This window comes from Rodentibacter caecimuris (genome assembly GCF_010587025.1).
GTDB lineage: Bacteria > Pseudomonadota > Gammaproteobacteria > Enterobacterales > Pasteurellaceae > Rodentibacter > Rodentibacter caecimuris.
The window spans coordinates 1625807-1639592 of record NZ_CP040863.1; the positions used below are offsets into that span (position 1 = coordinate 1625807).

The 13786-nt window shown below is 40.5% G+C and carries 14 protein-coding genes; all 14 read right to left on the bottom strand.

The annotated features are described in order from the left end of the window. Positions 1–5: 5 nt before the first annotated feature. A complete protein-coding gene (gene tamA / locus FEE42_RS08005) occupies positions 6–1742 on the bottom strand; it encodes an autotransporter assembly complex protein TamA (protein ID WP_059368671.1) in 1737 nt (578 codons plus the stop codon). 143 nt (positions 1743–1885) lie between these two features. Then, complete coding sequence (gene rseB / locus FEE42_RS08010) at positions 1886–2839, bottom strand: sigma-E factor regulatory protein RseB (RefSeq protein ID WP_059368672.1); 954 nt, start codon at positions 2837–2839, stop codon at positions 1886–1888. A gap of 77 nt (positions 2840–2916) precedes the next feature. After that, positions 2917–3501 (bottom strand): sigma-E factor negative regulatory protein, encoded by a 585-nt coding sequence (locus FEE42_RS08015; RefSeq protein ID WP_059368673.1) that lies wholly within the window; start codon positions 3499–3501, stop codon positions 2917–2919. A 17-nt stretch (positions 3502–3518) separates the two neighbouring features. After that, on the bottom strand, positions 3519–4094 hold the full coding sequence (gene rpoE / locus FEE42_RS08020) for an RNA polymerase sigma factor RpoE (RefSeq protein WP_059368674.1): 576 nt from the start codon (positions 4092–4094) through the stop codon (positions 3519–3521). A gap of 110 nt (positions 4095–4204) precedes the next feature. Then, positions 4205–4462 carry an FAD assembly factor SdhE gene (locus FEE42_RS08025; RefSeq protein ID WP_059368675.1) on the bottom strand — a complete coding sequence of 86 codons (258 nt, stop codon included), beginning with the start codon at positions 4460–4462 and terminating at the stop codon, positions 4205–4207. 81 nt (positions 4463–4543) lie between these two features. Then, positions 4544–6253: a fructose-specific PTS transporter subunit EIIC gene (locus tag FEE42_RS08030; RefSeq protein WP_164028111.1), complete on the bottom strand. Its 1710-nt coding sequence runs from the start codon at positions 6251–6253 to the stop codon at positions 4544–4546. Between the two features lie 4 nt (positions 6254–6257). Next, complete coding sequence (gene fruK / locus FEE42_RS08035) at positions 6258–7199, bottom strand: 1-phosphofructokinase (protein ID WP_164028113.1); 942 nt, start codon at positions 7197–7199, stop codon at positions 6258–6260. A 2-nt stretch (positions 7200–7201) separates the two neighbouring features. Then, positions 7202–8731, bottom strand: coding sequence for a fused PTS fructose transporter subunit IIA/HPr protein (gene fruB, locus FEE42_RS08040; RefSeq protein ID WP_164028114.1), 1530 nt, complete (start codon positions 8729–8731; stop codon positions 7202–7204). 79 nt (positions 8732–8810) lie between these two features. Further along, positions 8811–9332, bottom strand: coding sequence for a hypothetical protein (locus tag FEE42_RS08045; RefSeq protein ID WP_059368679.1), 522 nt, complete (start codon positions 9330–9332; stop codon positions 8811–8813). Positions 9333–9409: 77 nt separating this feature from the next. After that, entirely contained in the window at positions 9410–10702 is a 1293-nt protein-coding gene (gene paeA, locus FEE42_RS08050) for a polyamine export protein PaeA (RefSeq protein ID WP_059368680.1), read from the bottom strand. Between the two features lie 86 nt (positions 10703–10788). Further along, complete coding sequence (locus FEE42_RS08055) at positions 10789–11313, bottom strand: DUF1523 family protein (RefSeq protein ID WP_059368681.1); 525 nt, start codon at positions 11311–11313, stop codon at positions 10789–10791. Between the two features lie 28 nt (positions 11314–11341). Continuing rightward, on the bottom strand, positions 11342–12124 hold the full coding sequence (locus tag FEE42_RS08060; protein WP_164028115.1) for a TatD family hydrolase: 783 nt from the start codon (positions 12122–12124) through the stop codon (positions 11342–11344). 49 nt (positions 12125–12173) lie between these two features. Beyond that, positions 12174–13157, bottom strand: a complete 984-nt coding sequence (locus FEE42_RS08065; RefSeq protein ID WP_059368683.1) for a DNA polymerase III subunit delta' — start codon at positions 13155–13157, stop codon at positions 12174–12176. Beyond that, positions 13154–13786 carry a dTMP kinase gene (gene tmk / locus FEE42_RS08070; RefSeq protein ID WP_059368684.1) on the bottom strand — a complete coding sequence of 211 codons (633 nt, stop codon included), beginning with the start codon at positions 13784–13786 and terminating at the stop codon, positions 13154–13156. Before tmk ends, FEE42_RS08065 begins: the two co-directional genes overlap by 4 nt.

Here is a 13786-nt window from a genome sequence, read left to right on the forward strand (position 1 = left end):
TTAACCTAAATTTCTGTGCCTAAGCCAATATAGAATTGAATATTTTTACTGTTGTCTTTGTCACGAATCGGCGTCGCAATATCAAATTTGATTGCCCCCACCGGCGATGCCCAACGCACGCCCACACCGGCACCATAGCGTAATGCTTCATTACTAAAATTATTTGCCGCAAGTCCTGTATCTACAAAAGTTGCCCCCCACCAAGCAGGATAAACTTGATATTGATACTCAAAGGATCCGGCGAGCAAACGGGAGCCACCCACGAGTTTGTTATTATGATCTTTCGGTGAGATTTTTTTATAGCCGTAACCCCGCACGCTCCGATCTCCTCCGGCAAAAAAACGTAATGTTGGCGGGATCTTATTAATATCTTTGGTATGTAAATAACCTATTTCGGCACGAGTAATAATACGGTGATTTTCCGCATAAGTGCGAATCCAACCCGTTGAGGCTTGCACTTTATAAAAGCTCACATCGGAAAGTAGCCCTTTGTAGGCCACATCAACGGTAATTTTCTGCGAATCACCCCAAGTCGGAAATATTCCGCCACGTAAACGGGTACGATTAAATCCGCCGGTCGGATAAACTAAAAGGGTTTTATCATCAATATCCGCTTGAGTAAATTTATCATAACGGGCACGCACACCGGCAAAATATTGCCAACCTTCGTTATTATTCCAATAACGCAACCCAGCCAAGGTGATAGCCGTGGTTTTAGTATCATTTTTATCCTCATTTTCCAAACCGCCGGAAAATTCGTAATAATAATTTAATGGATTTTTTAACAGCGGAATTTTGTAAGATGCCTCAAGGGTTTGCTTCGGAGAAGAAACATAAAGATTGGTTCTAAAGCTATGCCCACGATTATTAATCCAAGGTTTTGTCCAACCGATTTGTAAATGCGGCCCGGTGTCCGTAGCAAACCCTACACCAAGTTCCACGGCATTTTTTTTACGCGGATTCAACAATACTTCTAAATTCACCACTTTATTTTGTTCATCCACATGCGGTTGTAACAAAACGGAACCGAACCAACCGGTAGAAGAAAAATCATTGGTTAATCCGGAAAGTTGGGTTAATAAATAAGGATCGCCGCGTTGGATCTTTAACATATTCTGTAAATAATCGTCACGAATCTGTGAACGACTAAATTTAATCTCGCCATAATGATAGCGTACACCGCTGTCGAACAGCATTCGCCACCAAGCTTGATGGGTTTCGGGGCTGATTTCTAAACGGGAAACGGTAAATTTTCCATCTAAATAACCACGCGCAAGGGCAAGGGTAGAAATACTACTTTTATAATCATCATATTTTTGATGTTCGACCAATTCTCCCTCTTTGGGTAAATTTTTACGTAATGCCTGAAAATTTTCATCCTGCGCCGCTTCCCCTTCTATCTTAACATCCGTACCTGCAATTCTGCTTGGTTCTCCCGGTTTGACATGAGCGATCAATAAATCATGTCCGCTTTTACGCTTTTTTAATTCAAAGGAGACAGAAGAGTCGTAATAACCAAACACTCGCAAACCTTTATCAACGGCTTCCGTAACAAGTTGTTTATAACGGTCAGAACCATCCATTTCTTCTTTATTGATCAACTCAACATTGAGTTTTGTATTGCGAATTGCTCGTTCACCCCGAATACCCCGAATTTCGATATCTACGGTTTGTTCCGCAAATACAGAGAAGGCCGGAAAACACAATAAAAGTGCGGTCAATTTGAGAAGATGTTTTTTCATTTTTAATTCACTAAATATTATAAAAATAAGAATTAACCGCGTTAGTTTACCTTAAAGTGAAAGGGTTTGACGATTTTTTACAAAAAATTTAATTACTTAAATAAGAGATAAAAAATGCGGTTAGAATCAACCGCACTTTTCTTTTAGTTACCGAAAAACCGCACTTCCTGCACAATGCGCTTGGCGGTAGCAATAGGTAATTGTCCAATAAAGGTGATTTCTTTGTCGCCGACCACCTCGCTATACAGGGTATATTCGCCTTGTTTCCACACTTGATCGGGATTTAATTGTTGCCCTTCTGCCTTGGTGACATATAACGTGAAAGTAAACAAGCCATCACTAAATAAACTGCTGTCAATCGTTTCTCCGTCAAATAAATCCTGACTGTGGCGAAGACTTTCAAACCCTTTCGGCAACCAGCTTGGTTTCCAGTTTAGAGAAGAAACTGCATTTTGTGTTTCATTTAATAACGGTGGCATGGAAACTTTATTTAAATACTCAGTTAATCCTTTTAAGCGATCATCAATATAAAGAGTGACTACACGGAACTGATTAAGCAATTTACCATCTCTATCAAGCATATCGCCACGCAATAATAAGCCGTTTTCTTCATCGACAAAAACCAAATATTGGTAGCGAAAATCATCTTTCGGCACAATACGGACAGTATCGACAAAACGTCCGGCAACGCGGCTTTTCCCTAAGGGGATAAAATCATAGTTTTCCGCTAATTTATTAAAATTACTACGAATCACTGCCGGTAAAGCATCAACAATGCTTCCGCTGTTCAATGTAAAAGCCCGTGAATCCAATTGGAAATAGCTCACTAAATTATCACGCTGAATTATTTCTTTCTGATCGCCGTCCAATGTGACAAGCTGTGCGTAAATTTTGTTATCCCGTTTGATATGTCGATAACGGAAAGAATCCATATTAGAAGGCGACGTTTGCACAAAGGCAATTTCGTAATTGAGATTATTCACCGCATTCGCCATTTTTTCCAACGTTTTCTTTGCTGAAAGTTCTCCTGCAGAAACAGAAAAGCTAAACAAAGCTATAAGCAAAAGTGCGGTTAATTTGAAGGCGTTTTTTTTCATAAATTCTTAACAATTCATAAAAAAATTCACCATGCCATCGTGAGATTGGTGGTGAATTTATTTATTTTATTTAATAATTATTTTACTTGATGAGTACCGATATTCAAGGTATCGGCATGCATACGACGCTGTAATTCATAGTTTTGTAACATTGCGCCGATACGCCGATTTTTTTGTTCCATTTGATCAGCTGTTGCCACATCTTTAGTCGGCGCATTATAGCTGACTTCTTGGACTGCATTATTAAACGGCAATGTTTGTAAAACCGGAGTTTCCGGCGCATTATTTACGTCATTTTTTGCATTAAATGACTGCACGCCAAGCACGGCGACTAAACATACGCCGGCTGCGACAGCAATTTGAGCCATTGGCGCAAAGAAAGACTTAAATTTACGCATAAACGGCAAACGTTGTGTTTCTTCAGGTGTTGGCTGAGATTGTGTGATTTCAACTCTTTCGATTTCTTCATGTTCAATTAAATCGGCCATTTTTGCGGTAAAATCAGCCCCTAAAATAACCGCACTTTCTTTACGCATGACTGCACGAGCCACATGATACGTTGCCCAAGACTGGCGTAAAGATTCATTTTTACACAATTCCTCTGTGAATGCTGCATCCACTTGCTCGCCATCCATATAGGCTGAAAGTAACTCTTTTTGCATTTTAAACTCCGACTTCATTAACGTTGCATAAGCGGTTGTATTTTGTTTTCGATAATTTCACGCGCACGGAAAATTCGAGAACGCACAGTGCCTACGGGACAGTTCATAATTTCTGCGATATCTTCATAGCTTAATCCTTCTAATTCACGAAGGGTAATCGCACTCTTTAAATCTTCCGGCATACCGTTAATCGTATCAAATACGATTTTTTCCAGTTCGTCGGATAACATTTCATTTTCCGGCGTATCCACATCACGAAGATGAGTTCCCACATCATAGTTTTCGGCATCATCTGCTAAAATATCTTCGCTTGGAGGGCGACGCCCCTGTGCCGTTAAATAATTTTTCGCCGTATTAACGGCAATTCTGTATAGCCAAGTGTAGAACGCGCTATCTCCCCGAAAAGATTCAATGGAACGATAGGCTTTTATAAAGGATTCCTGCACAACATCAGGAATATCATTACGCGAAACATAGCGGGTAAGTAATCCGGCTACTTTATTTTGATAACGCGAAACTAATAAATTAAAGGCTTTTTTATCGCCTTGTTGTACCCTTTCTACCAAAGCTTGATCGGTTAGCTGTTCAGCCATATTTCTCCTAATGCTATGCCTAACACGCCTTAATACTCAAGACATCAAGCTCTCACTTGCTTTATCTGACATAAGCGAGTTTAAAAAGTTCAAAGGTTAAAAAAATAAATTTAGGTGGTGGGTATTTTTTGTATGGTTTGAATATATTCCACCATATTTTGGAGTTCAATATCCTCAGATTTTCCACGGTTAAAAAACCAAGAGAAAAGCTGTAAATCGGTAGAGGCAAGCAATCGAATAAAAATATCTTTTTGCTTATCCGAGAGTTGATCAAAATGATGTTTGTAGAACGGCATAATGATTTTATCAAGTTCCAGCATTCCCCGACGGCAATCCCACTCAATGCGAAGTTTATTATATTTTTCCATACAGCCCCCTGTTTATAAAAGAGCGGTTAAATTTTCCAACGTTTTAAAAATAGCTGAAAAACTAACCGCACTTTAGCTCGATTATTCCATTGTTACTCTTGGTTTAATTACCGCATAAATCACACCGGTAATTAAGGCTCCGGCTGCAATTGCCGCTAAATAACAAACCGGTTCGGAAACAAACGGGATTACAAATAAACCGCCATGTGGCGCTTGTAATGTAATGTCTGAAGCCATTGAAATCGCACCGGCCGTTGCCCCACCGACAACAGAACTGATAATCACACGAATCGGATCCGCCGCCACAAACGGCAATGCGCCTTCTGAAATAAAACATAACCCTAACACAAAAGAGGCTTTACCCGCATCCCGTTGGTTGGCGGTAAATTTATTGCGAGCAATCCAAGTAGCAATCGCCATACCGATTGGCGGCACCATACCTGCTGCCATAATAGCTGCCATCGGAGTATAAACTTGTGATGCAATAAGCCCCGTACCGAAAGTATAAGCGGCCTTATTAATTGGTCCGCCCATATCAACGCACATCATTGCCCCGACAACAGCACCAAGAATTAAAGCATTAGCTTGCCCCATAGAATTTAACCATTCAACTAAGTTATCCATAATAACTTTAATTGGCGGGATAAAAATATAAAGCATTAATAAACTAACTATTCCAGTTCCCAGTAAAGGTAAAATTAAAATTGGCTTTAATGATAAAAAACTTGCTGGTAACTTAATAGTAATATTTAAAAGTTTGACAATATAACCTGATAAGAAACCTGCTAAAATACCGCCTAAAATACCTGCGCCACCTAAATTAGTGAGATTACCATCAACAAGACCTAATTCACCTTTGTATGCAAGCATACCACTTACAAAACCAACAACTAAACCCGGTCTATCCGCGATAGAATAAGCAACATAACCAGCAAAAGCAGCTATCATCAATCCAAACGCTGTATCACCAATATATTTAATATCAAAAGCTAATGTTCCTAAATTTTCCTTATCTCCCGCATAAATACCACCTAACGCAAAAGCAATAGCAATTAATAATCCACCAGCAACAACGAAAGGCAACATATGCGACACACCCGTCATTAAATGTTTGTAAATACCTTTTTTCTCACCTTTTTCCTCGGAGTTTGCCGCTTTGGCGCTACCGCCCTCAAACACCTTGGCTTCTTTAAAGGCTTTATCAAATTCTTGTGCCGTTTTCTTTAATGCTAAACCGGTGGAAGTACGATACATAGGTTTGCCTTTAAATTTGTCTAACGGCACATCAATATCCGCCGCCACAAAAACAAGATCGGCAGCCGCAACTTCTTCCGGCGTAATTTCATTACCCGCACCCACCTGACCGCGGGTTTCCACTTTTACATTCCAACCCTGTTTTTTCGCATAAGCTTCGATAGCCTCTGCGGACATAAAAGTATGCGCCACGCCCGTTGGACAGGCGGTAACAGCAACAATATTTTTTACCTTGGAAACACCGTTAAAACTAACCGCACTTTCCGGTGCAACATAATCCACCGCTTGAGTTTGTGCATTTGTAAGGGTTGCTTCCGGTGCATTCATTGCACTTTCTTCGCTCACCAGTAAGACTTTTTTGCCTACCAAGGCAGAATTATTTGGCAATGTTGCCCCCACAACGAGAGCAATATCCGCCTCAGCAAAGTTTTCTGTTAGCGATATATCGGCTTTCTGTGCCGCTGCACGAAATACCTCACGCAACAAATAGGCTTTTGCGCTACCTACATTATCTGATTGGGTTAAAAATAACTTCATTCTATTATCCTTCAATCACAGTAATTTTTACTTGGTTTAAAATCGGCTTTAATAAGGCTGGATCACTTACGCCCACATTACTTTGTGATACCGCAAAAGCGGAAACCGCACTGGCAAATGCAAGGGTTTCTGCTTTAGCGAATCCTTGCGCAAAGCCATAAATTAAGCCGGCGACCATTGAATCGCCTGCGCCTACGGTGCTTACCACATTTTCACATTTTGGCGGTTGGGCTTTTATAATGCCTTCATGATTGATCCACAATGAACCTTCCGCCCCCATAGAAATGATGACATTTTCAATGCCTTGATTGCTTAATTGCTGTGCGGCATTAATAATTTCTTCCTCAGTATTAAGTGAATGGCCAATCCAAGCCTCTAATTCACGATGATTCGGTTTTACCAACCAAGGGTGGGCTTTCAAGCCGACAGTCAGTGCCGCATTGCTACTATCCAATACCACTTTTACACCAGATTGATGAAGTTGGTTTAACCAATCGGCAAATAATTCCGGCGTAACTCCTCTCGGCAAACTACCGCATACCGCCACGATGTCATAATCAAGGCAATAAGCTAAAGTATCTGCGGCAAATTGCTGCCAAGATTGCGGGCTGATTTCATAACCAAGAAAATTTAAATCCGTTACATCGGCTTCGGTTTCCGTAATTTTTACATTAATACGGGTTTTACCGGTAACGCGGTGAAATTTATCTTCCAAGTTTTTCTTTTTGAACATTTGTTCAAAATCACCGGCATTGTCTTCCCCTAAGAATCCGCCAACGGCAACTTCTACCCCTAAATCATTCAATACATTTGCCACATTAATGCCTTTGCCGGCAGGAAAAAGCCCTAGTGTTTCCACAGTATTGACTTCACCCAATTCAATGCGTGGCAAACGACCGACTAAATCATAGGCGGTATTTAAGGTAATGGTTGCAACTTTTGCCATTGTTATTCCCCTTTTCCTTCACCAAGACCGGATTCAATGGCAAGGCGAATGCCCTCGATAGCTTCTTTTGCCTGTTCGCCGGTTGCCACAAAGCGTAAACGGGAACCTTTCACTACCCCCAATGCTACAATTTTCATTAAACTTTTTGCGCTAACCAGTTGGGAATTGCGATCCAGATTCTGCACTGCAACAGAGGCGTTGTATTTTTTCACTTCATTGACTAATACGGCGCTTGGACGGGCATGTAAACCGTGTTCATTATGGATAACAAATACCGCTTCAATGGCATCGGAAGGTAAATCTTTATCTTCTGCTATAGTCGGTGTAGCGGTTTGTTCGCCGACAATCTCAATAACATCCGGTTCTGTCGGCGGTACTGCTGAAACATTTTCACCTAATCCTTCGGCAATCACTTTACCAAGAGATTCGATCGCTTGTTTGGCATCGTCCCCTTCCGCCACAAAACGCAAGCGATGACCTTGTGTCACACCAAGAGCGACAATTTTCATCAGACTTTTTGCGCTCACCGGTTCGCTACCGCGGGTAATATTTTGTACAGTGATTTTTGCCGCAAATTTTTTCACTTCATTGACTAGTACGGCACTTGGACGAGCGTGTAAACCATGTTCGTTGCGAATAGTAAATATCCCTACCACCGCATTAGCAAGCGCTGTTTTTTGTGCTTGCGTTGAACCGGAAAGCGCTGCATTTTCACCTAAAAGTGCGCTCAAAATAGCGGAAGAATTTCCCTCTAATAAAGCGGTTTGTACATTTTCCTCTAATAAACGGGTTAATACCGGATTAATAGCGTCATTGACGGCAGAAACGGTAATAACGCCTTTCACCGGTTTTCCATTATGGTTAAAAATCGTTTTTGCCCGACTAAATGCTAAGGCATTTTTTACATTGCCGGAAACCGCATCAGTGACCCACAAGCCTTTGCCTAAAGGTAAAGCGGCATTGCCAATCACTTCGGAAACAAAGCTATTTTCTACCGCACTTTGTGCTTGTAATTGACCGGCATTCATCGCAACCAAAGTGAGTAAACTTTGCGTCTCAATATCTAAGCGAATGTTTTCTTCGGGAATGATAAAATTCTCGCTTGTTTCGCCCATTAAAATGGCACGAAATTGTGCAACATCCGTTAGTGTGGCTAATTTTGCTGCAACCTCTTCATCACCAAGTACGTGGGTTAATTGGCGTAACAATGTCAAATGTTCATCGGAACGTGCGGCAATACCAATCACAACGTAGGCAATATTGCCTTCTCCCCATTCTATCCCTTGAGGAAATTGAAAGACTTGCACGCCGGTTTTTTTCACCATATCGCGTGTTTCCAATGTGCCGTGAGGAATCGCAATACCGTTTCCTAAAAAAGTGGAAGTTTGCTGCTCACGCGCTAACATTCCTTGTAGATATCCCTGTTCTACATTGCCGGCATTTTCCAATGCATTCGCCACCATCTCAATGGTTTGTTGTTTGGTTTCTGCAATGGCATTTAAATGAATGTTGCTTTCCGAAAGTTCTAACATTCTTACTCCTTAGTCTAAGATTTAGAAAAAGAAAAACCGTTGATAGCATTACTCTAGCAACAGTTTTATTTATTATTTATTATTTAGATGTACAAATTCTTAACAATTCATCGCTACCTTTTGCGATGTATTCATCATTTTCGCCACGCGCTTTACCTTTCTTCAAATCACGCATTGCGTCATAAATTCCCTGAGTAATACTTGGTGAATCTAATTTATTCCAGCAAGTTTGGCTTAAACGATTGAAATTATTTTGTAAGGCTTCGGCGTGCAATACACCGCTATAATAAGCATAAACATCGGAATCATGCCCGCCACTGTAAAGTTTGTCTTGGATTTGCTTAATCGGCACTAAAATACGCCCTAAATACCAGTCATTAGCACCACTGGCAAAATTGTCTACATAGAAATCTTCATTTACACGACCTTTATATGTCGCCACTGTTGCCTCATAAGCCGCAGCATAAGATTTTTGATCAATCTTGTCTTCATCCAAATTAATCACTTTCTTGTCACTATCCATAAAAGGAATATAGGACGTCATTGAGGAACAAGCTGCTAAACTAATGGAAAACAATAAGATAGAGATTTTTTTTAACATAATGATTATTCCTATTTCAACTTAAAAATAAATCGCCGCCATTATACTGACTGCGGGGGATTAAGCAAGAAAGCGGGCTACTCGCTCTCTTTCACCAGTGATACTAAAATTTGGTCAATTTTAAAATTTTCCGTATCAATCACTTCAAACTTATACTTACCATAAATGACAAAATCGGTCTTTTTCGGGATTTTGCGTAACATATACATCATAAAACCACTGATTGTTTCATAATTTTCTTCATCAGGGAAAGATTCTATATCCAATGCCCGCATCACATCTTCAAGCGGTGTTGCCCCATCAATCAGCCAAGAATTTTCATCACGACTAACAATTTGCTCTTCCTCATTGGACACCAATTCCCCCATTACAATACTCATCACATCATTGAGCGTTACAATGCCCACCACCAACGCATATTCGTTGACAATAATGGCAAAATCTTCACCGGTTGATTTAAATAATTCCAATACTTCATAAAGCGAAAGGGTATCCGGCACAAATAGGGCTTTGCGTAACAATTTAGAATCGGTCAATGATACGTTCGCATTTTGCAAATACATAGTCAGCAAAGTATGGGATTCCACGTAGCCTAAAATTCTATCCAAACTATTGTCACAAATAACAATTTTGGAATGAGAATCACGGGAAAGGGTATCCACCACTTCTTGACGGCTAAAAGTGCGGTCTAAATACACGATATTTTCACGTGTCGTCATGGTGGAAGTGACCGTACGCTCCTGCATATCAAAAATATTTTCAATCAGATAATGCTGTTGGGTTTTTAGTACGCCGGCTTCGGCACCCGCCTCAACCACCGCCACAATATCTTCCGGTGTCATATTGTCATCACGCAATGTTGAAACGCCAAAAAGTTTGAAAAGTAAATTTGACATCCCGTCAAACACCCATACGATAGGTTTTAATAAGAAAATAAACACCTGCATAATGCCGACCGTACGCAATGCAACCGCTTCCGGGTTAATCAAGGCAAGGCGTTTAGGCATTAAATCCGCTAAAAGAATGAAAGAGCAGGTAACAAGCAAAAAGGCCATCCAAGATGAAGCGGGTTCAACCCAAGTATCCCGAATATGTCCGTTTAAAAACTGTTGTAAATGAATACTAAGGTTCGCCTCACCAATCATCCCCCCTAATACTGCAACCATATTTAAGCCAATTTGCACGACGGTGATAAAACGTCCGGGCTGCTCTTGTAGTTTCAATACCTGTTCGGCTTTAAGATTGCCTTCATTTGCCATATTTTGCAATTTAATGCGGCGGGCTCCGGCAAGGGAAATTTCCGCTGATGAAACAATGGCACTGATAATAATTAACACGATTATGACTAAAATCGCTGCAAATAAACTCATAATTTTCTCGTTAATTTAATAAATCGATTTGATAATTTTGATAAAAAGTGCGGTCAAAACCACCGCACTTTCAAGGAAATGAAAATCTAATTTTCGCTGTCAAACCAGCCACGGATAAATTGAATAGAAAGGAATAATGTCACCAACAAGAAAGCATAAAACACCCAAGATAAAATAGGATGACTCGGTGTAACATCACCACTGATTTCTTTCACGGAAACCGCGTTACGAAACTCATCAAACATGGTTAAACGCCAACCGTAATATTTAATTTGAACCAGTTTATTTTCATTCCCCATAGCTTGTGCTTCGGCCTGTAAGTTGGCCGAACCGAATTTAAAATAGAAAGGAAAACCCCAACGGGTATCTTCGTTGCGGTAAACCATAATTTTGCCGTCATCATTTTGTGTATTAATATAGTACACATCACGCGTCGGGCCGTCAGCCGGATTGGATTTGGTAATCGGTCCGTCTTTATCAACCCGCTTTACTTCTACCCCCGTTACCCGAGTCACATCGTAATGAGGAAATACATAATTCACCACAGAAAACATAAAACCGTGGAACGCAAATACCACTAAAAATAAAAAATATTTGAAAAATTTACGCATAATCTTTTCTCTCTTTCATATTGAGTGTTTATTGTACATTAATTTTAAACAAACGTTCGAAATTTTGTGTCGTAATTTGGGCGAATTCCCCTAGAGAAACTCCTTTTAATGCCGCCACGTACTCACATACTTCACGGGTATAAGCCGGCTGATTTTCTTTGCCACGATATGGCACGGGCGCAAGATAAGGCGAATCCGTTTCCACTAACAAACGATCCGTCGGTACATAACGAATCGCTTCACGAATCGCTTCCGCATTTTTAAAAGTAATAATACCGGAACAAGAAATATAAAAACCCAAATCTAATGCTTTTTTCGCAAAATCCAAGGTTTCGGTAAAACAATGAATAACACCGCCGCACTTTTCTGCCTGATGTTTACGGAGCATCGAAATGGTATCATCACCAGCTGAACGGGTGTGAATAATCACTGGCTTATTCAGTTGGTTTGCGATGTCAATTTGGCTGGCAAAAATGTCTTGCTGTGCTATTTTGTTATCCGCGCTGTAATAATAATCCAGTCCGATTTCACCAATGGCAATGACTTTTTTATCTTGCACTAAGCGGAATAAACGTTCGGCATCGTAGGGTTCTTCTTCAAAATCTAACGGATGCACGCCGCACGCCAGTGAAATATTTTCAAACGGGTTTAATAAGTCATAAGCCTTTTCAAATCGACTTAGCGTTACCCCAATGGCAAGCATATGTTTCACATCGCGTTTTTGTGCTTTTTCCACTACATCGGCAACGTTTTTGTGTAAATTATCATAATCCAGTGCATCTAAATGGCAGTGGGAATCAACGATAAACATAAATTATTTTTCCTTTATTTTTTATTTTCAGTGGGAAATACACCCTCTATCAGGTTTCAAACACATTCGTGATAAGTTTAGTCAATCCGTCTAACAACATTAATTCTACGTTGACACCATTAATTGAAAGTAAATCGGATCGCACTTTTTGCATAATTCGGATTGATTGCAATAAACCTAAAACAGGTTGTTCATCACTAAATTGTTCAATTCCTTTGGCTAAATCCATCGTTTGACGATGGCCGCCTATTTCAAGTTTGTGCTTTAAGCAGTCGGAAAGAAAAGCCAAAATCCAATCTAATTGTTGGATATAGCGTTCCTTATCAAATAATGGAAGAATCTCCAAAGGCGAACGACGACGGTAAAAAAGCCAAAACTGACGAAGAAAATTTTTTCGTTGTTCAATTAAGCCTTGCTGCAAGGTTTCCAATGCAAGCAGAGGACGGCCTAAATCCATGGCAAGTGCGGTCAATATTTCATGTGTTTCCGCTACTGTTTGATTTTGTAGCCAATCCTTCGCCATTTGTTCATTCGGTGTAGGTAGATTCCATACTTGACAGCGGCTGTAAATTGTCGCTAACAAACTTGCAGAACTATCTGCCAGTAACAAAAAATAGGTGTTCGGACGGGGTTCTTCCAAGGTTTTAAGCAAAGCGTTAGCGGCAGCTTCCGTTAAGCGTTCAGCTCCTTGCACATAGACGATTTTATTGCCATTCTGTTGAGCATGTTGGGCGACAATTTCGTTAATTTCACGCACTTGATCAACACCGATATCTTTTCCATCGACAGAATAAAGTTGGTGATAATCAGGATGGCTGTTCGCTTGCATTAAATGGCAGGCATGGCATTGCCCGCAAGGTTGATTATCTTTCGGATTCATACACATAATGCGGCGAGAAAGCGCATCAAAGAGATGTTCTACGCCCATCCCCTGATCGGCTTTAATAAGTATCGCATGATGTCCTAAACCTTCGGAAAAAGTTTGGGCAATGTTCACATAGGTAGGTGTTAGCCAAGGATAAAGTGCGGTCATTTTTCGTTATGTTTCCACCAATTTTTCACCGCATTTGTAATATCAGCCTGAACTTGCTCAATACTTTGCGCCGCATTGATGATAACCGCTTTCGGATTATCTTTCACCAATTCTAAATAACGGCTGCGGGTGCGATGGAAAAAATCAAGATTCATTTGTTCAATACGATCTAATTCGCCACGTCCACGGGCTCGAGCCAAACCTAATACGGGATCAATATCTAGATAAATAGTAAGATCCGGTTCAAAATTACCTAATACCGCATCTTTTAAGGTTTTCATAAAATGAGGATCTAACCGACGACCGCCACCTTGATAAGCTTGTGACGACATATCGTGACGATCTCCCACTACCCATTTTCCTCCAGCAAGGGCCGGTTTAATCACATTTTCCACTAATTGAATCCGAGCGGCATAAAGCATTAGTAATTCAGCTTTGTCTGTAACCGGTTCTTCCGTTTCATGTTTGATAAGTTGGCGTAATTTTTCAGCTAGAGGCGTACCGCCCGGTTCACGGGTAAACACGACATTATGAATGCCTAATTCATTCAATATCTTTACTACTGACTGATGGGCCGTGCTTTTTCCTGCGCCTTCCAACCCTTCAATAACAATAAATTTTCCACTCAT